At 64.0% G+C, this 20,229-nt stretch carries 15 protein-coding genes; 11 read left to right on the top strand and 4 right to left on the bottom strand.

Annotated elements, in window-relative coordinates:
- Window positions 1-79: 79 nt before the first annotated feature.
- The 4 genes from M5G17_RS01405 to tssA form a co-directional block, all read right to left on the bottom strand.
- Window positions 80-568 carry an Hcp family type VI secretion system effector gene (locus M5G17_RS01405; RefSeq protein WP_130266719.1) on the bottom strand — a complete coding sequence of 163 codons (489 nt, stop codon included), beginning with the start codon at window positions 566-568 and terminating at the stop codon, window positions 80-82.
- A gap of 80 nt (window positions 569-648) precedes the next feature.
- Window positions 649-2,142: a type VI secretion system contractile sheath large subunit gene (gene tssC, locus M5G17_RS01400; RefSeq protein ID WP_273891238.1), complete on the bottom strand. Its 1,494-nt coding sequence runs from the start codon at window positions 2,140-2,142 to the stop codon at window positions 649-651.
- 15 nt (window positions 2,143-2,157) lie between these two features.
- Window positions 2,158-2,673, bottom strand: a complete 516-nt coding sequence (tssB, locus tag M5G17_RS01395; protein WP_010221277.1) for a type VI secretion system contractile sheath small subunit — start codon at window positions 2,671-2,673, stop codon at window positions 2,158-2,160.
- Window positions 2,674-2,768: 95 nt separating this feature from the next.
- Complete coding sequence (tssA, locus tag M5G17_RS01390; RefSeq protein WP_273891237.1) at window positions 2,769-3,791, bottom strand: type VI secretion system protein TssA; 1,023 nt, start codon at window positions 3,789-3,791, stop codon at window positions 2,769-2,771.
- A gap of 392 nt (window positions 3,792-4,183) precedes the next feature.
- Here tssA and tagH point away from each other — a divergent pair, with 392 nt between their 5' ends.
- The 11 genes from tagH to M5G17_RS01335 are packed head-to-tail and all read left to right on the top strand — an operon-like array spanning window position 4,184 to window position 20,184.
- Window positions 4,184-5,512 (top strand): type VI secretion system-associated FHA domain protein TagH, encoded by a 1,329-nt coding sequence (tagH, locus tag M5G17_RS01385; RefSeq protein ID WP_273891236.1) that lies wholly within the window; start codon window positions 4,184-4,186, stop codon window positions 5,510-5,512.
- Between the two features lie 36 nt (window positions 5,513-5,548).
- Window positions 5,549-6,046, top strand: coding sequence for a type VI secretion system lipoprotein TssJ (gene tssJ / locus M5G17_RS01380; RefSeq protein WP_273891235.1), 498 nt, complete (start codon window positions 5,549-5,551; stop codon window positions 6,044-6,046).
- A gap of 15 nt (window positions 6,047-6,061) precedes the next feature.
- Window positions 6,062-7,396, top strand: a complete 1,335-nt coding sequence (gene tssK / locus M5G17_RS01375) for a type VI secretion system baseplate subunit TssK (protein WP_273891234.1) — start codon at window positions 6,062-6,064, stop codon at window positions 7,394-7,396.
- 6 nt (window positions 7,397-7,402) lie between these two features.
- On the top strand, window positions 7,403-8,713 hold the full coding sequence (locus M5G17_RS01370) for a DotU family type VI secretion system protein (protein ID WP_273891233.1): 1,311 nt from the start codon (window positions 7,403-7,405) through the stop codon (window positions 8,711-8,713).
- A complete protein-coding gene (gene tssM, locus M5G17_RS01365) occupies window positions 8,710-12,213 on the top strand; it encodes a type VI secretion system membrane subunit TssM (protein ID WP_273891232.1) in 3,504 nt (1,167 codons plus the stop codon). The genes M5G17_RS01370 and tssM overlap by 4 nt, the downstream gene beginning before the upstream one ends.
- A complete protein-coding gene (gene tagF / locus M5G17_RS01360) occupies window positions 12,213-12,863 on the top strand; it encodes a type VI secretion system-associated protein TagF (protein WP_273891231.1) in 651 nt (216 codons plus the stop codon). Before tssM ends, tagF begins: the two co-directional genes overlap by 1 nt.
- Complete coding sequence (locus M5G17_RS01355) at window positions 12,864-13,583, top strand: PP2C family protein-serine/threonine phosphatase (RefSeq protein ID WP_273891230.1); 720 nt, start codon at window positions 12,864-12,866, stop codon at window positions 13,581-13,583.
- Window positions 13,584-13,594: 11 nt separating this feature from the next.
- On the top strand, window positions 13,595-16,534 hold the full coding sequence (locus M5G17_RS01350) for a serine/threonine-protein kinase (RefSeq protein WP_273891229.1): 2,940 nt from the start codon (window positions 13,595-13,597) through the stop codon (window positions 16,532-16,534).
- Window positions 16,534-17,250 (top strand): ABC transporter ATP-binding protein, encoded by a 717-nt coding sequence (locus M5G17_RS01345; protein WP_273891376.1) that lies wholly within the window; start codon window positions 16,534-16,536, stop codon window positions 17,248-17,250. Before M5G17_RS01350 ends, M5G17_RS01345 begins: the two co-directional genes overlap by 1 nt.
- Window positions 17,250-18,452 carry an FtsX-like permease family protein gene (locus M5G17_RS01340; RefSeq protein ID WP_273891375.1) on the top strand — a complete coding sequence of 401 codons (1,203 nt, stop codon included), beginning with the start codon at window positions 17,250-17,252 and terminating at the stop codon, window positions 18,450-18,452. The genes M5G17_RS01345 and M5G17_RS01340 overlap by 1 nt, the downstream gene beginning before the upstream one ends.
- Entirely contained in the window at window positions 18,445-20,184 is a 1,740-nt protein-coding gene (locus M5G17_RS01335) for a formylglycine-generating enzyme family protein (RefSeq protein ID WP_273891228.1), read from the top strand. Before M5G17_RS01340 ends, M5G17_RS01335 begins: the two co-directional genes overlap by 8 nt.
- The last annotated feature ends 45 nt before the right edge of the window (window positions 20,185-20,229 follow it).

Genomic DNA, 20,229 nt, shown 5'->3' with positions numbered 1-20,229 from the left:
GCGTCGCGCCTATCGCGGGGCAAGCCCGCTCCCACCTTTTTGTAGGAGCGGACTTGCCCCGCGAAGAGGGCGAAACGCATCAGGCCTTGATGTTCTGGCGCACGTTCCAGCCGTACTTGACCGGGCCGCCGTCTTTGGTGCCGTCAGCTTTCTGCGGCTGGTAGTCGACCTTGACGATGCCGAAGTTCAGGGTGACGTTCTCGGTCAGGCGGTCATCGCTGCCCGAGCCGCCGGTGCTCAGCGAGGTGATCAGCACCTCTTCGAGGTTGATGACCAGGTAATCGACCTGACTTTCGCCGCCGGCCTTGCGCACGGTCAGCGTGACCTTGTCGATGTGCTTGCCGCTGGAGCAGTGCATCATCAGGTTAGGGCTGGATTTGTCGACGTACTTGGTCAGCGACAGGTCCTGGATGTTGACCTTGCCGGCACCGCCGCCACCACCCATGTGCATGTTGCCGGACTGGGCCATGCCCCAGCTCCAGTTCAGTACATCGATTTCGTCCTTGTGGGCCTTGTCCATGGACTCGCCCTTGATGTCGCCAATCTTGATGAAAATATCAACTGCCATGTTGTCTCCAGAGTGTGGCATCTACCACATTGTTTTTCAGTGCACGCCCCGCAGTACGGGGCGTTTTAGCGAGCCTGGGCTCAGGCGCCCTTGGCCGATGGCAACTTCGAGACCAGGCGCAGCGACACGGTCAGCCCTTCGAGCTGGTAGTGCGGGCGCAGGTAGAAGCGCGAGTTGTAGTAACCCGGGTTGCCTTCGACTTCTTCCACCACCACTTCGGCGGCTGCCAACGGGTGCTGGGCCTTGGTGGTCTCGGTGGAGTGGGTCGGATCGCCATCGACGTAGTTGAGGATCCAGTCCTGCAGCCAGCGCTGCATCTCGTCCTTCTCTTTGAACGAACCGATCTTGTCGCGCACGATGCACTTCAGGTAATGGGCGAAGCGGCAGGTGGCGAACAGGTACGGCAGGCGCGCGGCCAGGTTGGCGTTGGCGGTGGCGTCCGGGTCGTCGTACTCGGCAGGCTTTTGCAGCGACTGGGCGCCGATGAAGGCGGCGAAGTCGGTATTTTTCTTGTGCAGCAGCGGCATGAAGCCGTTCTTCGCCAGTTCCGCTTCACGGCGGTCGGAGATGGCGATCTCGGTCGGGCATTTCATGTCTACGCCACCGTCATCGGTGGGGAAGGTGTGCGCCGGCAGGTTCTGCACTTCGCCACCCGACTCGACGCCGCGAATCCGCGAGCACCAGCCGTAGTACTTGAACGAGCGGTTGATGTTCACCGCCATCGCATAAGCGGCATTGGCCCAGGTGTACTTGGCGCTGTCGGCGCCGTCGGTGTCTTCTTCGAAAGCGAAGGCTTCCACCGGGTCGGTCTTGGCGCCATAGGGCAGGCGCGCCAGGAAGCGTGGCATGGTCAGGCCGATGTAGCGCGAATCTTCCGACTCACGCAGCGAGCGCCAGCCGGCGTACTCGGGAGTGGTGAAGATCTTGGTCAGGTCGCGCGGGTTCGACAGCTCCTGCCACGAGCCCATGCCCATCACGGTCGGCGAGGCCGCGGCGATGAACGGCGAGTGCATGGCGGCGCACACCTTGGACAGCTCGCCCAGCAGCTCGACATCCGGTGGCGACTGGTCGAAGTAGTAATCGCCGACCAGGCAGCCGTAAGGCTCGCCGCCGAACTGGCCGTATTCTTCTTCGTACATCTTCTTGAACAGCGGGCTCTGATCCCAGGCAGTGCCCTTGAATTTTTTCAGGGTCTTGTGCAGGTCAGGCTTGGAGATGTTGAGCACACGAATCTTCAGTTGCTCGTCGCTCTCGGTGTTGTTGACCAGGTAGTGCAGGCCACGCCAGGCGCTTTCCAGTTTCTGGAACTCGGGGTGGTGGATCACCTGGTTGACCTGGGCGGTGAGCTTGGCGTCGATGGCGGCGATGATCGATTCGATCGACTTGATCGCGTCATTGGACACCAGGTCGGTTTGCGCCAGGGCCTGTTCGGCCAGGGTGCGAACCGCAGTTTCGACGGCTTCGCGAGCACGCTCGGTCTTGGGTTTGAATTCTTGCAGCAACAGCGAAGCGAATTCGCTGGCTTGCTCGGTGGCCGCGGGCAGGGCCTGGGTATCACGCATCGGATCGGTCATGAGGCTATGTCCTGGTTAAGCGTTCGGCTCGGCGTCCTGGGGCTTTGGCGCACTGGCCAAGGCCTGGAGCAGGGCCGGATCCTTGATGGCTTTCATGATGATTTCTTCGGCGCCAGTCTTGCCGTCCATGTAGGTCAGCAGGTTGGCCAGCTGGGTCCGCGCTTCGAGCAACTGGTTCAGCGAATCGACCTTGCGCGCTACGGCGGCAGGGCTGAAGTCGTCCATGCTTTCGAAGGTGATGTCCAGGCTCAGGTTGCCTTCGCCGGTCAGCTCGTTGGGCACGTGGAAGGCCACCCGGGGCTGCATGGCCTTGAGGCGCGAGTCGAAGTTGTCGACGTCGATTTCCAGGAACTTGCGCTCGGCAACCGGCGCCAACGGCTCGGCAGGCTTGCCGGCGAGGTCGGCCATAACGCCCATGACGAATGGCAGCTGGACCTTCTTTTCGGCGCCGTAGAGCTCGACGTCATACTCGATCTGCACCCGCGGCGCGCGGTTGCGCGCAATGAATTTCTGAGAACTGGGGTTCGCCACGTTGTTCCTCCTGGTCGCAGGTGCGACGGTATTGGCGTCATCGATCGTTGCCGGTAACGGTGGTGCGTAATTGCGTTGGATCTTGCCCGCAGGCGTCAGTCGGTCTCGGGGCCACGCAAGGTTTCGAACTGCGACAGCCCATCGGGAATCAGGTCGCGGACGATTGCGGCAAAATCGGCGTTCACCAGATTTTTCGCGCGGTTCAACAGTACCGGCAGCGGGCTCGAGGGCTCGTGACGGGCGTAGTACTTGAGAATTTGGTCGAGGCTGCGCAGCACCTCGTCACGGCTGGCGATATCGGCCGAAGAACGGGCAACGGCGGGCGTAGGCGCAGTGCTGGCAAGCTCTGTCGGGCTGGCGTCGGGGCTGCTGGTTTCGCTGGCGTCGTTGGCGGCTGCCGGCGCATGCTCTGCAAGAATCTGTGCGGCCTGGCGCAGCGGTTGCTTGAGGGCACTCAAATCAACTCCGCTGGCCGAACCGACCTGCTCGTTGACGTACTGCTCGATTGCCTCGGCGGCCTCACGGGCTTGCTGTAGCGCCTCGCGGATGGCCTGCAACTGCTCGCTATCGCTGTCGCGCAGGGCACCGCCGAGCTCGTCGGCGTTCAGTGTCTCGCTGGCAAAGTGCTGCAGGCCGCTGGCGTGCAGGGCCGCGCGCAGGCTGACCGGGCCAAAAGCACGGGAGCGGGTCAGCAGGCTTTCGCGCAGCAGGGCAATATTGCTGTCGCAGACCAGTCCGGCGAGGGCGTTGATACGCACCGTGGGGTCGTTGTCGTCATCGGCGTCGAGCTGCGGATGAACCTGCGGCCAGTATTGGCGCAACAGCTCGTTGATCAGTTGCAGAGTGCTGGCCAGGCCGGGAATACCGTGCAGGGCGAGGGCACTTTGCACCAGAAAATGGGTGACACGCAGGTCTTTGCTGCGTTGCAGCAGGGCGGTGCAGGACTGTTCGATCTGCCGCCATTGGGGAGTCTCGGCAGGCTGGATGGCATCCCCCATGACACGCTCGGGCCGGCCTTGGGCATCACGCTCCAATTGCAGGAAATCCGGGTCGTATTCAAGGTCGTCGCCGCAGGGGAAGTTTTCCGAAACGGCAGCGAGCAAATGCACTGAGTTCACCAGATATCGATCTCCATATCGTCCCGTGGCGGGGGTCACTAATGTGCGCAAGTTGGTTTTGTGACATAGCGCACATTATTTGCCGAGTTATCCTTAATTGATATCAAAGTGATATCACTGTTGTTCAGCAAGTTGCGCATTTTTGGTTTATTTCCAATTGGCTGTCAAGGTAAGCTATTGGCCCACCGTGACCTGCATACTGGGCCAAGCAAGCTTACTGACCTGCTGGTCAGGGCGGCGGTGGATGCCGTTTGCACGTGACACTGTTCAGTTAAAAGCGGTGAAAATTGGAAGATCGGTAGACTTTTTCAGGGATTTGAAGCGAATCGCGCTATGTGTGGCAGGCCTGCGACGGGTCAGCGAGCGATTCGGGATGTTGCTAAGGAGGCGTGATGTCGCTGAGTCTTACTATTACCAGTTATCACAAGATTACCCCTGGCCAATGTCCTGAGAAGTTCATCGAAACGGGTGCCATCAGTATTGGGCGCGGCCCCGGTAATGACTGGGTGTTGCCCGATCCGGAGCGCCTGGTTTCTTCGCAACATTGTGTTGTTCAATATAAAGATGGCCGCTATTACCTGACCGATAACAGCACTAACGGTGTCGAATTAATTCACGCCGGTATTCGCTTGCGTCGTGGTAACAGCGAACCGCTGATGGACGGAGAGGTTATCCGCATTGGCGAGTACGAGATCCAGGCGCGGATCGATTCCAGCTTTCAACTGGGCGACAGCCATCTGCCTGGCGCGGACGCCGCCAACAGTTTCGAGGCCCTGATGGCCAACCAGGCCAGTACGGCCCCCCTGCCAGCAGGCGATAGCGCACCGGCATTCATCCACGGCGCTTCGAGCAACGATACCTTGCCGGACCTGTTCGACTTTCTGGCACCGGCAAGCATTGCGCCGGTCACCCAGGCCGATCATGTACCGGCCCAGCAGCATGACTTTCGCCCGCCAACGCCTGTCATGCCTGCTCCTGTACCTGCGGCGCCGAGCCCTGGCGTCATTCCCGAAGACTGGGACCTGTTTGCCGAACCTGCGGCCCCCGCACCCGTGCCTGTGGCCACACCTGCCGCAACCGCTATGCCCAGCCCGGTGGCAATGCCCGAAGCGCCTGCGCCGGCCAGTGACTCAAGTGCACTGGTGCAGGCGTTTCTACGCGGTGCAGGCCTTGAGCACCTGCGCATCGACAGCGCCCAGGTTGAGGCGCAGATGGAAGCGCTCGGCCGCAGCTACCGCTTGATGGTCGAGGGCCTGATCGATGTGTTGCGCGCACGCAGCAGCCTCAAGGGCGAGTTCCGCATGCAACAGACCATGATTCGTCCGGCCGAGAACAACCCGCTCAAATTCGCTCCGAATGCCGATGAGGCCTTGCTGTTGCTGCTGCGTCACGGCAATCACGCGTTCATGGCTCCGGATCAAGCGGTACGCGACAGTTTTGACGATCTGCGTGCGCATCAGCTGGCGGTAATGGCCGGGGTGGAAGCGGCGATCAAGCACTTGCTCGGCCGTTTCGAGCCTACGCAGCTGGAGTCGCGCCTGGGCGAGCCGGCCGGTCTGTCGAAGTTGTTCGGCAGCTCGCGCCAGGCGCAGTACTGGCAACAGTTCACCGAGCTGTACAGCAAGATTTCCCAGGAAGCCGAAGACGACTTCCAGGACCTGTTCGGGCGCGAGTTCAGCCGCGCCTATGAGGCGCACAGCGCGCGTTTGCAGCGCTCCTGAAACAAACGGAAAGTGCCACGTCATTGAGGACGCAGGATGATTCGAACAATGCTGATGGCAGCGGTAGCCGCACTGCTGCTCAGTGGTTGTAGCAAGGATGAAGTCGTAGCACCGGTCCAGCCTGAACTGGCAGGGCCTACCAGCATCACCTTGTACTTCAGTGCCGCCGCGGGGCTCAACCCGGGCGCCAACGGTCAGGCCGCGCCTGTGCGCGTGCGTATCTACGAGTTGAAGAACAGTGCCAATTTCAATCGTGCAGATTACTTCGCCCTGGCCGAACGGGCGTCCACGACCCTGGGCCCGGACCTACTTGACCAGGATGAAGTGCTGGTGCAACCGGGCGAACAACTGCGTATCGAACGTGCGCTGAGCCCGGCCACCCGTCAGATCGGCCTGGCCGTGGGCTATCGCGAAATCGACCAGGCGCAGTGGCGCAGCCTGTTGCCGGTGCCGCCGCTGGACTACCAGATCAGCCTCGATGTTCGTGCTGTGCGCAGCGCTGTCCATTCCTCCCCAACCAGCACCGCCCAATAGGCAATCGGAGAAACCATGTCCTGGAACAATCGTGTGGTCTGGTCGGAAGGCATGTTCCTCGCAACCCAGCACTTCCAACAGCATGACCGTTACCTGGAGAACCTTATCGATGCCCGCAGCCGGCCGTTGTCGGCGGGCGCCTGGGGTTTTTCCGAACTGTTGATCGACCAGGGCCTGCTGGCCCAGGGCAAGCTGGCCATTATCTCGGCCCGCGGTCTGCTGCCAGATGGCACACCGTTCAACATCCCCCAGGATGACCTGGCGCCGAGCCCGCTGAGTATCGATGACAACCTGCGTGATGGCCTGGTGTACCTGGCGCTGCCGCTCAAGCGCGCCGGAGCCCGCGACACGGTGGACGAGGGTGAGCTTGCTGGTGGTGCGCGCTATGTCAGCCGGGTGGCCGAAGTGCGCGACGACAACGCCCCGTTCGAGAACCGGGCGCCGGTCGCGCTTGGCTCTCGCGCCCTGCGCCTGATCACTGCCGAAGAGGGCCTGAGCGATTACGCCGCGCTGGGCCTGGTGCGTATCAAGGAAAAGCGTGCCGACCGTGCCCTGGTGCTGGATGACAGCTACATCGCGCCGGTGCTGGATGTGTCGGCGAGCAAGAGCCTGTCGGCCTTTCGCAGCGAATTGCTGGGCCTGCTGCATCAACGCGGCGAGGCCCTGGCTGGGCGGGTGGTGGCCTCGGGCGCGGGCGGCGCCTCGGAAATTGCCGACTTCATGCTGCTGCAACTGGTCAACCGCGCCCAGCCCCTGGTCGAACACTTGAGCCAGGTCAGCCCGCTGCACCCGGAGCGGCTGTACAGCGAACTGCTTGGCCTGGCCGGTGAGTTCGCCACCTTCTGCGCCAGCAATCGGCGCCCGGGTGAGTTCCCTGTTTACCAGCATGATGACCTGGCCGCGAGTTTCACCCCGGTCATGCAGGCGCTGCGCGAAGCCCTGTCGATGTTGATCGACAGCAAGGCCACGCCGATTCCGATTGTCGAAAAAGCCTACGGCATCCATGTGGCTATGCTTGCCGACCGCAGCCTGCTCGATAACGCCAGCTTCATCCTTGTGGTGCGCGCCGATGTGCCGAGCGAGACCCTGCGCGGGCGTTTCGCTCAGCAAAGCAAGATCGGTGCGGTCGAGCACATCCGTGACCTGGTCAACCTGCAGTTGCCGGGCATCGGCCTGCTGCCATTGCCGGTGGCACCACGGCAGATTCCGTTCCACGCCGGTTCCACCTACTACGAACTCGATCGCGGCAGTGAGCATTGGCAACAACTGCAGAATGCCGGGGGCTTTGCCTTCTACGTCGCCGGCGAGTTCCCGGGGCTGAACCTGGCCTTCTGGGCCATCCGAGGATAAGCCGCGATGCAGCCTAACGACCCGTCGGCGCCACCGGCCAACGACCGCACCCAGTTCATGCCGCGCCCCGGTGGCCGCAGCCCGCAGGCGAACACGCCAGAGCCGGCAGCAGCGCCGTCGATACCGGCACAACCGTTGCCCGACGGCCAGGCCCTTGGCCTGAACCCGCTGGAAAGCGCCGCCGGGCCGTTATTGGCGTTGCTCACCCGCTTGCGCAGCACCATCGCCCATCCGGCCCCGGCCAGCCTGCGTGCACAGCTGCTGGCTTATCTGCGTCAGTTCGAAGAGCGCGCCGAAGCCGCTGGTGTGGCACGCAACGAAGTGCTGCTGGCCCGCTACGCCCTGTGCACCGCGCTCGATGAAGCGGTGCTCAGCACGCCCTGGGGCAGCGGCAGTGATTGGGGCAAGCAAAGCCTGCTGATCACTGTGCACAACGAAGCCTGGGGCGGCGAGAAAGTCTTCCAACTGCTTGAACATTGCCTGCAGAGTCCGCGCGAGCGCCTGTACCTGCTGGAGTTGTTGTACCTGTGCATGTGCCTGGGCTTTGAAGGCCGCTACCGGGTGATGAACGGCGGCCGTGCCCAGCTTGAAACGCTGCGCGAACGCACTGCTGCCGCCATTCGCAGCGCCCGTGGCGAGTTCGAGCGTGAGCTGTCGCCGCACTGGCGCGGGGTTAGCGTCAGCCGCGATCGGCTGTCGCAGTTCATGCCGCCGTGGGTAGGCCTGGCCATTGCCCTGGCGTTGCTGCTGGCCTTGCTGTTCGCCCTGCGCTTGATGCTCGCTGCAGACGCCGAGCCGGTATTCAAGAACATTCATGCCCTGGGCGAAATCCCGGTACAGGCCATCGACCGTCCGGTGACCCAGCCCAAACCGGTGGAACGCCCGCGTCTGGCGGGCTTCCTGGCCAGCGATATCAAGGCCGGGCGGGTCAGTGTCGAAGACGCCGTCGATCGCTCGGTGGTGACCATCCGTGGCGATGAGCTGTTCGCATCGGCCAGCACCAGTATCAACGACAGCCTGCAGCCGTTGATGCTGCGCATCGCCGACGCCATCGGCCAGGTCAAGGGTCAGGTGCGGATCACCGGCCACAGTGACAACCGGCCGATTGCGACCTTGCGCTTCCCGTCCAACTGGGCGCTGTCCCAGGCCCGTGCCGAGCAGGTCCAGCAGATTCTGGCCGCCAAGACCGGCCAGCCGGCACGCTTTAGCGCCCAGGGCCTGAGCGACACCGAACCGCTGGCGCCGAACAACACGGCCGAAGGCCGGGCAAAGAACCGCCGGGTTGAAATCACTGTATTGGCGGAGGGGGTCGAGTGAAGGCGTTTTTCGGTTTTGTCATTCGCTGGGTCATCCCGCTGCTGGGTCTGATCGCCCTGAGCCTGATCATCTGGTTTGTCGGCCCGTTGTGGGATGTGCTGGTTCCGGCGGGGCGCCGCTGGGCGCTGATTGCACTGCTGTTTGCAGGGTGGCTTGGCTATCGCCTGTGGCGCTTGATCCAGGCCCGTCGCCAGGCAGCAGAAGTCATGCGCAGCCTTGCCGCAGAAACCGCCCCCGACCCTGCCAGCGTCGCCACCGCCGAAGAGCTGGCCACCCTGCGCCAGCGCATGGACGAGGCCCTGGCGTTACTGAAAAAGGCCCGCCTGGGTGGGGATGAACGGCGCAGCCTGTACGAGCTGCCGTGGTACGTGATCATTGGCCCGCCGGGCTCGGGCAAGACCACGGCACTGGTCAATTCCGGCCTGCATTTCCCTTTGGCCGCACAGCTTGGCGCAGGGGCGATTCGTGGCGTTGGAGGCACCCGCAACTGCGACTGGTGGTTTACCGATCAGGCAGTGTTGCTCGACACCGCTGGCCGCTACACCACCCAGGACAGCCATGCCCAGGTCGACAAGGCGGCTTGGCTGGGTTTCCTCGGCCTGCTGAAAAAGCAGCGCGCGCGCCGGCCCATCGATGGCGCTTTCATTGCCATCAGCCTGTCCGATCTGTTGCTGGGCAGTGACGCCGAGCGGGCCGCCCATGCCGCAGCCATCCGCTCGCGTATTCAGGAACTGTACAGCCAGTTGGGCGTGCGCTTTCCGATCTACCTGATGCTGACCAAGCTCGACCTGGTGCCGGGCTTCATGGAGTTTTTCGACACCCTGAGCAAGGAAGAGCGTGCCCAGGTCTGGGGCATGACCTTCGGCCTGGACGACGGCACCTCGGCGCAAGGGCCGCTGGCGCAGTTCAACAGCGAGTTCGCCGGTCTCGAGCAGCGCCTCAACCAACGCTTGGTCGAGCGCCTGCAGCAGGAACGCGACCCTGCGCGACGCGACCTGGTCTATGGCTTTGTCCAGCAGTTCGCGGCCTTGCGCTCGAACCTGCAGAGCTTTCTCGACGGCGTGTTCAAGCCCAACGCCTATGAAGAGCGCGCGCTGTTGCGCGGCGTGTACTTCACCAGTGGCACCCAGGAAGGCAGCCCGATCGACCGCCTGATCGGTGCCATGGCCCAGAGTATGGGCCTGGACCGGCAGCACCTGGCGCGCCAGAGCGGTACGGGTCGCAGCTACTTCATCGAAAAGCTGTTCAGCGCCGTGGCCTTTGCCGAGCGTGGCCTGGTCGGGGTCAACCCGCAGGTCGAGCGCCGACGCAAGTGGCTGGCCCGCGCAGCGCTGGCTGCAAGCGTTGCCCTGGTGGTGCTGGTTGGCACCCTGTGGGCGGTGAGTTATCGCGCCAACCAGGCCTACATCGCCCAGGTCGAGCACAAGCTCCAGCCGCTGGGGCCGGCCCTGCAAACCCTGAGCCCGGCCCAGCGCGACGTGCTGGCCGTGCTGCCGCTGCTCAATGCCGTGCGCCATCTGGCCGAAGATCCGCCCGGCTGGGCCGAGGGCCTGGGGCTGTACCAGGGCGACATGCTCGAAGCCGAGTCGGCCAGCGTCTACCGCAAGTTGCTGATCGCGGTGTTTGCCCCGCGCCTGGTCACGCGCATTGAAGAGCAACTGCACAGCGGTGGTGGTTCCGACTTCCTCTACGAAGGCCTCAAAGCCTACCTGATGCTGGCCGATGGCGAGCACTACGACCCGGATTTCATCAAGGCATGGGTCAGCCTCGACTGGGAACAGAGCTTGCCGCGCGACCTGGCCCCCGAGCAGCGCGCAGCCTTGGGTGAGCACCTGCAGGCGCTGTTCGAAAAGCGTCCGCCCAATGCGCGCCTGGATACCAGCCTGATCGAAGACCTGCGCCGCCAGTTGCAACAGTTGCCAGTGGCCCAGCGCGTTTATGACCGGGTTAAACGCCAGAAACTGCCGGCTGGCGTCAGCGATTTCCGTCTGAGCGAAGCCGCTGGCCGCGATGCTGCACTGGTGTTCAGCCGCAAGAGCGGCAAGCCGTTGGGCGAACCCTTGAGCGGGTTGTTTACCGTCGAGGGCTACCGCAAGGCGTTCCTCGCCACCAGCCTGCAACACAGCAATACCCTGGCCGAAGAGCGTTGGGTGCTGGGCCGCGAGCAGGCCGATGAAGGCGATGTCAGCAGCCTTGCCGCCGATGTGCGCCGCCTGTATTTCGCCGACTACATCCGCCACTGGGACGCGCTGCTGGCTGATATCGACTTTGTGCCGATTACCAGCGTGGCCCAGGCTGCCGATGTGCTGCGGGTGATTTCCGGGCCGACTTCGCCGCTGAAAAAGCTTCTGAGCGCCGTGGCCAAGGAAACTAACCTGCAACAGCAGGACCCGCTTGCCGCCGCCCAGGCCAAGGCTAGCGAGGCCGGTGTCGACCAGCTCAAGCAGCGGCTGGGCAACTTGCTGGGCCAGGATGCACCCGCCGATACTCGTCAGGCCCAGGTGAATGAGGATCCGGTCAGCGCGCACTTTGCCGACCTGGCCAGCCTGGTCAGCAAGGGTGAGGGCGAGCCTGCGGCAATCGACGGCCTGCTCACCGACATGAACGCCTTGTACGTGCAGGTCAGCGCCATGGTCGGTGCCAGCGGCGATGCCTTGCTCGGCGAGGCCAAGAACCAGGCCACTGCCGCCGCCAGCCGCGTCAGCCTTAGCGCACAGCGCCAGCCACCGATGGTCCAGGGCTTGGTCAAGTCGGTGGTCAACTCGACCACCAACACCATGATGGGCGGGGTGCGCAATCAACTGAACGCGGCCTGGACCAGCGAAGTGGTCAACGTTTATCGCCAGTCGCTAAGCGGCCGTTATCCGCTGGCAGCGGGCAGCTCGCGGGATGCCACCCTGGACGATTTCGGCCAGTTCTTCGGGGTCGGTGGGGTGATGGACAGCTATTTCCGCAAGTACCTGCAGCCGTACGTCGATACCTCGGCCAACCCGTGGCGCTGGCAGCCGGGCGCGGCGCAGAAGCTTGGCATCGGTCCTGGTGTGCTGCACACCTTCCAGCGTTCGGCGGCGATTCGTGATGCGTTCTTCCGCTCCGGCGGCATGCAGCCAACGGTACGCTTCGAGCTCAAGCCGGTGGCCATGGACGCCTCGATCACCCAGTTCCTGCTTGATCTCGACGGCCAGCAGATCAGCTACGACCACGGCCCGAGCCGCCCGGTGGCGATGCAATGGCCGAACCCCAACAGTATCGGTGTGGTGCGCCTGTCGATCATGCCGCCGGCAGCCAGTGGCCGTTCCGGCTTGACCCTGGAAGGGCCGTGGGCCTGGTTTCGCTTGCTCGACCAGTCCGATCTGGTCGCCGGCAACGGCCCGGACCGTTTCAGCCTGCGCCTGCGGGTCGATGGTGCCAGCGTGTCGTACGAGTTGCGCGCCAACAGCGCGTTCAACCCGTTCAAGAGCCGCGTGCTCAGCGGCTTCAGCCTGCCGGAGCGGTTGTGATGGGTGAGGTTGGCTTCTACGGCAAGCTGGCTAGCCGTGGCGACTTTGTCAGCCGCGGCTTGCCGCACAGTTTTATTCAGCCTTGGGATCAGTGGCTTGCGGCGGGGCTGGTGGCCAGCCAGCAGCAACTGGCCGAGCGCTGGTTGCCGGCGTATCTGGTCAGCCCTTTGTGGCGCTTTGCCTTGGCCCCGGGCGTGTGCGGGCCGCAGGCTGTGGTGGGCGTGCTGATGCCCAGCATCGATCGGGTAGGGCGCTACTTCCCTCTAACCCTGGCCCAGCTTCTGGCGTCGGATGAGTCGCTGGCGGCGGTGGTCAGTGGCCCGGATGACTGGTTCGAACACTGCGAAGCGCAGTTGTTGGCAACCCTGGAGCCGCACGCTGCGTTTGAAGCCTTCGACGAGGCGCTTCGAGGTGTTGCCGTGCCGCGCCTGAATGTGCTGTCGACCCCGGCGGTGGCCGGCTTGCAGCGTTTCGCTGCAGTGACTCCCGAGGCTCGCCAGGCGGCCCTGGCCGAAAGCGCCTGCGCTGGCATGAGCCTGTGGTGGGGGCGCGGCTCGGAACGTATCGAGGCGGGGTTGTTGCGTTGTGCCGGCTTGCCGCGCAGCGAGGATTTCGCCAGTTTTCTTTTGGGTAGTGAGGCGGCGCGCTAGATGACGGCTTTGCATTACACCGCAGCCAGCTACAGCCATGTTGGCATGGTGCGCAGCATCAACGAGGACGCCTGCCTGGACCTTGCCAGTGAAGGCCTGTGGGCGGTTGCCGATGGCATGGGTGGGCATGCGGCCGGTGATTACGTCAGTTGCCTGATCGTCGATACCTTGCGCCGGTTGCCGGCCACGCCGTCCCTGGATGAATACACGCAGGTGCTGCGCGAGCGGCTGTCGGCGGTCAACGCGGCAGTGCGTGAGGAAAGCGTCCGGCGTGGCGTGGCGATGATGGGCAGCACTCTGGTGTTGCTGGCAGTACGCGGTGATCAAGGCATCTGCCTGTGGGCCGGTGACAGTCGCCTGTATCGCCTGCGCGACGGGCGTCTGGAAAGCATTTCCCGCGACCACAGCTACGTCCAGGAACTGCAGGACAGCGGCCTGCTCAGCGAAGCCGAAGCTCGGGTGCACCCGCGCGCCAATATCGTCACCCGGGCCATTGGAGTCGAACCTGCGCTTGAGCTTGAGGCCGTACCCCTGCAGATCTTCCCCGGCGATACCTACCTGCTGTGCAGCGACGGTCTGAACAAGACCGCCGAAGACCATGAAATCCGCGAAGTGCTGGGCCACAGCGACCCCTACCAGGTGGTCCGCAGCCTGGTGCACCTGGGCCTGACCCGGGGCGCCCCCGACAACATTACCGCCGTCGTCATCAAGGCCGGCTGAAGACCCTGCACATGGACAAAGTGATCCCCGGATACGACATCGACGGCGAGATTGGCGAAGGCGCCATGGCCACCGTCTACCTGGCCACCCAGCGTTCATTGGAGCGCAAGGTGGCCTTGAAGGTCATGGCCGCCGCCTTGGCTGCCGACCCGACCTTCTGCGAGCGCTTCTTGCGTGAAGGCCGCACCCTGGCGCGGCTGTCGCACCCGCACACGGTGACCATCCACGACATCGGCAATGTCGGCGAGCTGTACTACATGGCCATGGAGTACCTGCCCAACGGCACGCTCAAGGAACGTATCGCCGCCGGGATCACGCCGGAGCAGGGCCTTGTGTACATCCGCCAGATTGCTTCGGCGCTGGGTTATGCCCATGCCCAGGGCCTGGTGCACCGTGATGTGAAACCGGCCAACATTCTGTTTCGCGCCGACGGCAATGCAGTGCTGTCGGATTTTGGCATTGCCAAGTCACTGGATGACCGAACCCAGTTCACTCAGGCCGGCTTTGCTGTCGGCACCCCCAGTTACATGAGCCCGGAGCAGGCGCGCGGCCAGGAGATCGACGGCCGTGCCGACCTCTATGCCCTGGGTGTGGTGTTTTACGAGATGCTGGTGGGCAAGCTGCCGTATAGCGGCAACGATGCGCTGTCGACGGCACTGGCGCATTTGACTGAGCCGTTGCCGGAGTTGCCGATCGAGCACGGTCGATACCAGGACATCCTGTGCGGCCTGCTGGCCAAGGACCCGGCTGAGCGCTTTGCCGATGCCCGGACCTTGCTGGCGGCGCTCGACCGCTTGCCTGTGCAAGAGGCTGAAAGCACCTTGATCCAGCCCCTGCCGATTGCCGGCCCGGTAGCCGTTGAGCCGCCACAGGCGCCTCCCGCACCGAAGCCGGACCCCATCGCCAAGGCTGCGCCACCTGCCGCCCCACGCAAGCGTCCGGCACTGGCTTTGCTCGCCATTGCCGTTGCCGCCGCGCTTGGTCTGGGCGGGATTGGCTATTGGGCCATGAATGATGATGAACAGGTGGTTGAGGCGCCGCCGGTGCAAACCCGCGAGCCAGTGCCGCAGACACCTGTAACCGCGAGCAACGACGGCAATCGCCCGCTGCTGATGGCCGGTAAGAAAACCCTGTTCCAGCGCGTGCTGAGCAGGCCCGGCGCGCAGGTGGTCAGCCAGCCGGGGGCCACGCCCAGCGACACCTTGCCGGCCTTCACCGTGCTTTACGTCTACCAGCGCCAGGACTTCAACGGCAGCCCCTGGCTGCAGGTTGGCACCGCCAGTGACGGCCGTCGTGATGGCTGGTTGCCGGCCTCCCAGGTCAGCGACTGGAAGCAGAGCCTGGTGCTCAAGTTCACCGAGCGCTCGGGGCGTGCGCCGGTGATGTTCCTGCGCCAGGCCGATGAGCTTGAGCGCTTGCTCGGCGATACCTCGGCGGCCCGTGCCGAATTGCTCAAGGCGCAGAACACGCCGGAGCAAGTGCCGCAGGTGATAGCCCTGGAACCCAGTGCCAGCGCTGTGCCACAGGATCAGTTCTACCTGATGCCGATTTTCGAGGCGCGCGAGAGCTTCGACGAAAACGGCCAGCCGTTGCAGCTGCTCAATGTTGCCTCCATCGATCCGGGCAGCAGTGCCCGCAGCAGCGAGCCCAAAGCTGCTGGCGTGGCCACCTCCAGCGATGCCTTCCGTACAGCCGTGGTGCTGGTGGTGGACACCTCGGTATCGATGCAGCCCTATATCGATCAGGTACGCCAGGTGGTGCACGAGCTGCACGGGCAGATCTCGCGCCGTGGCGAGCTGGACAACGTCAGCTTCGGCCTGGTGGGCTTTCGCAACAACACCACGCGAACCCCGGCCCTGGAATACCTGGCCAAGACCCTGGTGACCCTGGACCAGGGCCGCGATCCGGAGCGTTTTCTGAAGCTGGCCGAACAGGTGAAAGCCACCAACGTCTCCAGCCACTCGTTCAACGAAGATGCCTTCGCCGGGATCATGCAGGCAGTCGATGGCATGGAGTGGTCCGGCTATGGCGGGCGCCTGATTTTGTTGGTCAGCGACGCCGGCTCGCTGCGCAAGAACGACCGCTACAGCAGCACCCAGATGAACGAAGCCGAAGTGCGCCAGGCGGCCCTGAGCAAGCAGATCAAGATCTACGCCCTGCACCTGCGCACCGACGCCGGCAAGAAGAACCACGCGTACGCCGAGCAGCAGTACCGGGTGTTGACTGCTGACGCCAACCCGAAGATCGGCGACCTGTACGTCTCGGTGCCCGGTGGCGATGTGAACAAGTTCGGTGAGCGGGTGCGCGAAATCGGTTCGAGCTTCGCCGACCTGGTCCACCAGGTGCGCAGCAACCCGACGCAACCCGCACCGTTGCTGGCGGCTGCGCCAAGCGTTGTGGATAAATCAGCGGCCATTGGCTATGCCATGCACATGGACTTTCTCGGCCGCAAGAGTGCAAGCCAGGCCCCGCAACTGGTCAGCGCCTGGACTTCCGACCGCGACCTGACCAACCCGGCGCTACCTACCCTGCAGGTCTGCGTGATGCTCACCAAGCTGCAACTGAACGATTTGCAGCAGTCGCTGAAACTGATCGTCGATGCAGCGCGCAAGACCCGTACCTCGCCCAGGGACTTCTTCCAGGAAATCGCCAGCGCGAGTGCCTACATGAGCCGCGACCCGGCCGCCCTGCGCAAGGGCGCCAACCTCGCCGAAGGCGGTGTACTGGGCGAATACCTGGAGGGCCTGCCATACCGCAGCAAGTCCCTGAGCATGACCCAGGACCTGTGGTTGTCGCTCAGCGTGGCCGAACAGGAGGACTTTATCGACGAGCTGGACTCGAAAATCCGCCTGTACGAAACCTTCCACAACGACATGGCCAACTGGGTGCGCTTCGGCAACGCCGAGCCGGGTGACGCCTTGTACCGTGTACCGTTGTCGACGCTGCCGTGATGATCAGTCTTCAGGCGCTGCGCAAGACCCGCGGCCTCGGTACCCAGCGCTTCAGCCTGGAAATCGAGCGCCTGGAGCTGCGCGCCGGTCAGCAGTTGGCCCTGGTCGGCCCCAGCGGTTGCGGCAAGAGCACCTTGCTCGACCTGCTGGCCATGGTTCTGCAGCCAGACCATGCGCAGCAGTTTGTGTTCAGCAGCGACTCGCAGGCCTTCGATGTTTGTCAGCTCTGGCAGGACCAGCGCCAGGACCCGTTGGCCCAGCTGCGCCGGCGGCATCTGGGCTATGTGCTGCAGGCGGGCGGCCTGTTGGGGTTTCTTGATGTGCGCAGCAACATTGCCCTGCCGCGCCAGGTGCTTGGCCTGGGCGACGACGGCAGCGTGCAGCGCCTGGCCGAGCAACTGGAGATCGCTGATCAGCTGGACAAGAAACCGGCGGCGCTGTCGATCGGCCAGCGCCAGCGGGTCAGCTGCGCCCGCGCCCTGGCGCACAACCCCGAGCTGCTGCTGGCTGATGAGCCGACCGCAGCCCTGGATCCGGTCAATGCCGAGCGGGTGATGCAGTTGTTGCTGCGTCAGGCCCAGGCGCGGCAGGTGGCTTGCCTGATCGCCACCCACGACGAGACACTGGCCCGCGCTGCCGGGCTGCAAGTGTTGCGCATGGTCTGCCGCCGCGATGCCGATGGCGGTGTCACCGCCACGCTGGAGCGCCAGCCATGATGCGCCCGCTGCTGATCGCCGCCCTGGCCTGGCAGGACTATCGTAACGACGCACGCCTGTCCGCCTGCAGCGTACTGGCGTTGGTGGCGGTGATCGCGCCGTTGCTGGTGCTGTTCGGTTTGAAGTTCGGCCTGGTCAGCAGCTTGACCGAGCGACTTGAGCGCGACCCTATGGTGCGTGAAATCATTCCGCTGGGTGGTGGCCGCTTTAGCGCCGACTTCGTTGCCGAACTGGCCGAACGCGACGATGTGGCCTTTGCCTTGCCGCGCACCCGGCAAATTGCCGCGACTGCCGACCTGGTGTTGCCGGCGCGCAAGGTGCTGGTCAACGTCGAGATGATTCCGACGGCGCTTAACGACCCGTTGTTGCAGGGGCTTCAGGTACCCAGCGCTATCGATCAGATCGTCCTTAGCCGCACGGCGGCAGAAAAGCTCGGCGCGCAGGCGGGCGATCAACTCGATGCCGCGTTCACCCGTCAGCTGGCGGGGCAGCTTCAGGTGCAGCGCAGCACGTTGCGGGTGCTGGCTGTTTTGCCATTGGAGGCCTTTGAACGTGATGCGTTGTTTGCCCCGCTGGCACTGCTGGAGGCCGCAGAAGACTACCGCGATGGCCGCGCTGTACCGGCGCTGGGCTGGGAAGGCGAGACTGATGTTGGCAAGGCGCATCGAGCCTATCCAGCCTTTCGCCTGTATGCGCGCAACCTCTCTGACGTCGAGCCGCTACGCCGCTTCTTTGCCGACCGCCAGTTGCTGGTCTCGACCCAGGCCCCGGCCATTGCCCAGGTGCAGTCGTTGAGCCGCAACCTGACCCTGGTGTTCTGGATCATTGCCGCCCTGGCGCTTGCCGGCGCGTTTGCCGCGGTTTGTGCTAGCGCCCTGGCGGCGGTCGAGCGCAAGCGCCGCGAGCTGTCGGTAATGCGCCTGCTGGGCTTCAGCACAGCGGCCTTGCTGGCATTCGTGGTGCTGCAAGCGCTGTACAGCGCCGTGTTTGCAGCCGGCATTGGCGCTGCGCTGTACGCCCTGGCCGAAAGCGGCCTCAACCAATTGTTCATGCAGATGCCCGGCGAGTACGCCAGCCATCTGCTCCCGTCGCATTACCTCGTCGCCCTGCTCGCTGTGCTGCTGGCCAGCGCGGCCGCTGCTGCCCTGGGGGGCTGGCGCGTGGCGCGAATAGACGCTTGTGAAGGAATTCGAGATGTTTGACCGTCGCCTACCCGCCCTGGCGCTGATCGTTGCCGCCCTGAGCCTGGTGTCTTGCGCTCAGGCCGAAGACGAGCCCAAGCCCGCCAGCAGTAAACTGGACAACCCCAAGCCCCTGGCTGACGACATCAGCCTGCCGTTGCCCTGCGACGGAGAGATGGTGTTCCGCCACGTCTATGTCCTGGCCCAGGGCAGCCTGGATGATCGCGAAGTAAGCCTGGGTTACCCCTTCAGCGAAGGCGAGGCGGGTTACAAGCAGTCGTTTATTTCCGGTTATCGCCGCGACTTCATCAACGGCCAATTTAGCCTGCAGGACCTGTCTGCAGAGTGGAAAAAACGTATCAGCCCGAGCTTGCCGAAAACTGATGCCGGCAGCCCGCTGAAACCGATGATGTACTTCATCGGCAAGTACGAAGTCACGGCCCAGCAGTACGCCCAGGTGATGGCCCAGGCCCAGTCGCTGGCCAGCGGTGAACCGGCGCCGGCCTGTGAAGCGCCGAGCGGCATGGCCGGGCGCCTGCCCAAGGTCAAGCTGTCGCGCTTTGAAGCCGAGCGTTTTTCGGCGGTCTACAGCGCTTGGTTGATGAAGAACCACCGTGACCTGCTGCCGGTCAGTGGCCGGGGCAAGCAGGCTGAAGACGGCGGTATCGGCTTCGTCCGCCTGCCGACCGAAGTGGAGTGGGAGTTTGCTGCCCGTGGTGGCTCCGCCGTCAGCCGTCAGGAACTCGAAGGGCGGTTGTTCCCGCGACGTCTTGAGGGCAGCGAAAGCGACGGCCCGCTGGCCGACTGGGCAGTGTTCAACCAGGTCGCCGGCGGTACCGGCCAGGCCGCACGGCTGACCCCGATCGGCACCAAACTACCAAACCCCTTGGGGCTGTTCGACGTGATCGGCAACGCTGCGGAAATGGTTCAGGAGTCGTTCCAGCTGGTGCATGCCGGACGCCGTCAGGGGGCCTATGGCGGCTTCGTGGTCAAAGGTGGCAATTACCTGGAGGGCGAGGGCACGTTGTTCACCGGCATGCGCCGCGAGTACCCGTTGTTCGGCGCCGATGGCACTGAGCAAAGTAATGAAACCACCGGTTTTCGTGTCGCCATCGGCGCCCTGTCGGCGCCGCGCTCGCGCTACGAGGAACTGTTCGAACAGTGGCAGAAAGAAGGCCGCCTGGCGGCGCTGACCGACGCCATCGACGACGCCCAGGACCCGACCAAGCGCCTGGACAGCATCATTGCTGCGAGCGTCGACCCACAGCTGCAAGCCGAGCTTGGCCTGGTCAACGAAGAGCTCAAGCGCAACGTCTCGCTGATCGCCCAGCAACGCGAAGAAGCGGCCGGCAACCTGATCCAGTCCGCCGCCCTGGTGGCCGAAACCATCAACAACTACAACATCCGCCTGACCAACCTGCAAAAGACCCAGCAGCAGGCCAAGGCCTCCGGTGACGAGACCAGCGCCAAGCTGTTCGCTGCCGCGATCAACAACGGCCGCAGCGCTCTCGACGGCGCCGTGGCGATCTACATCGACAACCTTGCCACCGGCACGCGCTACACCGACGCAGTGATCCAGGCGCAGTTCCAGCGGGTCAAGGAAGAACTCAATCGCAAGCCGGTACTGGGCAAGAGTCTGCTCAGCCGCGCGACCCTGTTCGTTCGCCATGTCGGGGATTATCGCCAGCAACGGCGTGCAGACCCGGCGACGATTTTGAAAGAACTGCTCGCATCAGCCGCTGTGCAACCTTGAGTGGCTGTGGAGCGAACATCGTAGTGACCGGGGCGGCATGAGGCA

The sequence above is a fragment of the Pseudomonas rubra genome, from assembly GCF_028656935.1.
Classification (GTDB): domain Bacteria; phylum Pseudomonadota; class Gammaproteobacteria; order Pseudomonadales; family Pseudomonadaceae; genus Aquipseudomonas; species Aquipseudomonas rubra.
This window is presented reverse-complemented; position numbering and strand designations above follow the sequence as displayed.